Origin of the sequence: Thiohalocapsa halophila, assembly GCF_016583825.1 — a bacterium.
Classification (GTDB): domain Bacteria; phylum Pseudomonadota; class Gammaproteobacteria; order Chromatiales; family Chromatiaceae; genus Thiohalocapsa; species Thiohalocapsa halophila.
Genome location: NZ_NRRV01000241.1, coordinates 1 through 772 on the forward strand (window position 1 = coordinate 1; position 772 = coordinate 772).

The 772-nt window shown below is 61.7% G+C and carries 2 protein-coding genes; both read left to right on the forward strand.

Annotated features, from left to right (window positions below; all coding sequences use genetic code 11):
• A partial coding sequence (locus CKO31_RS26220) for a hypothetical protein (protein ID WP_200243902.1) occupies positions 1–286 on the forward strand: 286 nt, incomplete at its 5' end.
• 139 nt (positions 287–425) lie between these two features.
• Positions 426–772 (forward strand): hypothetical protein (locus tag CKO31_RS26225; RefSeq protein WP_200243903.1); only part of this gene is annotated, 347 nt, incomplete at its 3' end.

Consider the following 772-nt stretch of genomic DNA (forward strand, 5'->3'; position numbering starts at 1 on the left):
ATACATGCTCACCGGCGATGAGGTCGAGAGCTTCGCGGCGCGACTCAAGGCGGACATCGACGCCGCCTGGCTGCGCCGTTTGTTTCGGTCTATCCAAGCTGCTGATAGGTCCGGCAGCGCGAAAGGGCATCAGGCATCATTTCGACTCGTCGACTGCGAGCTGGAAACCATGTGCAAAGAGATCTTGGAGCGTCGTCCCTACATTGTGCTGCCCAGCGCGAAAACCGTGAGTCTGCTCCTCGAGGAGATCGGACTGCTTGATCCGGACAATACCGAAAGCGCATGATGACGTCCGTGCCGGCCGCGAGTCCGGCTCTGCCTCATCCGGGCGCGCCACGAGCGAACGCGCGCGACGCAACCCAAGAATTGGGGTCTACAATTCTGCTGCGACCACGCAACCCACAACCACACGAAGTCGATTCGCAATGATTCCTCTACCCGACTGGATTCCCCCGCACACCCTCGTCACCGCCCTGGGGCTCTCCACAGCAATCTCCATCGGCAGCCTCATCCTTGCGCCCATAGCCATTGCGCGCCTGCCCTCGGATTATTTCGTGGAGGATCGACCCTCGCAGCAATCTGCGCGGGCCACTGGCCCTCGCCAACTGGTGCATTTCACACTCGTGGCGCTGAAGAATGCTCTCGGTACGGGCCTGTTCATCGCCGGGGCGGCGATGTTCGTGCTGCCCGGTCAAGGGCTGCTGACGATGGTGATCGGGGTTGGTCTGCTCGATTTCCCGGGCAAGCACCGCCTGGTGAGTGCACTCGTGCA